The sequence below is a fragment of the Aerococcus sp. L_32 genome, assembly GCF_050689315.1.
The window spans coordinates 1-611 of the sequence record NZ_JBOEQF010001107.1; the positions used below are offsets into that span (position 1 = coordinate 1).

Annotated in this window: 1 protein-coding gene; it reads left to right on the forward strand. The window is 37.6% G+C overall.

Annotated features, from left to right (window positions below; genetic code table 11):
- A partial coding sequence (locus tag ACRCJ0_RS18410; protein ID WP_431391605.1) for a carbon starvation CstA family protein occupies nt 1-611 on the forward strand: 611 nt, incomplete at both ends.

The window sequence follows — 611 nt, forward strand, 5'->3', positions numbered from 1 at the left end:
AATAAAGGGACTATGCATGTAGTTAACTTATTTGCTTGTTTACTATTATTATTGGTAGGTACTGTATTCGTTTCCTCACCAGCAGCGCTTATTCAAAGCTTGTTGCCAGGTAATGTAGCTTTAATTATCATTATAATTGCTATCTTTATTTACTACATTATTTCAACAGTTTTACCAATCGACAAAGCAATGGGGAAAGTATATCCTTGGTTTGGTGCAATATTAATTATTTCAACAGTGGCAATTGGTTTAACATTAATCTTTGGAGACCACTCAATGGTTGAGTTATCTTCAGCTACTATGGCGAACTTCCATCCTAAAGGCTTGGCTATTTTCCCAGGTATTTTCTTCACTATTTCTTGTGGAGCGATGTCAGGTTTCCATGCAACCCAAGCACCAATGGTATCTCGTACAATGGAAAATGAACGTGAAGGGCGTTTCACTTTCTATGGTATGATGATCGCTGAAGGTGTTATCGCGATGATTTGGGTGGCAGCTTCATTAGCCTTATTTGACGGTGAAACTTTATCAGGTATGATTGATGCAGGTACTGCTTCAGCAGTTGTGAATGCCGTATCATTAGAATTATTGGGACCAATATTTGGTACTTT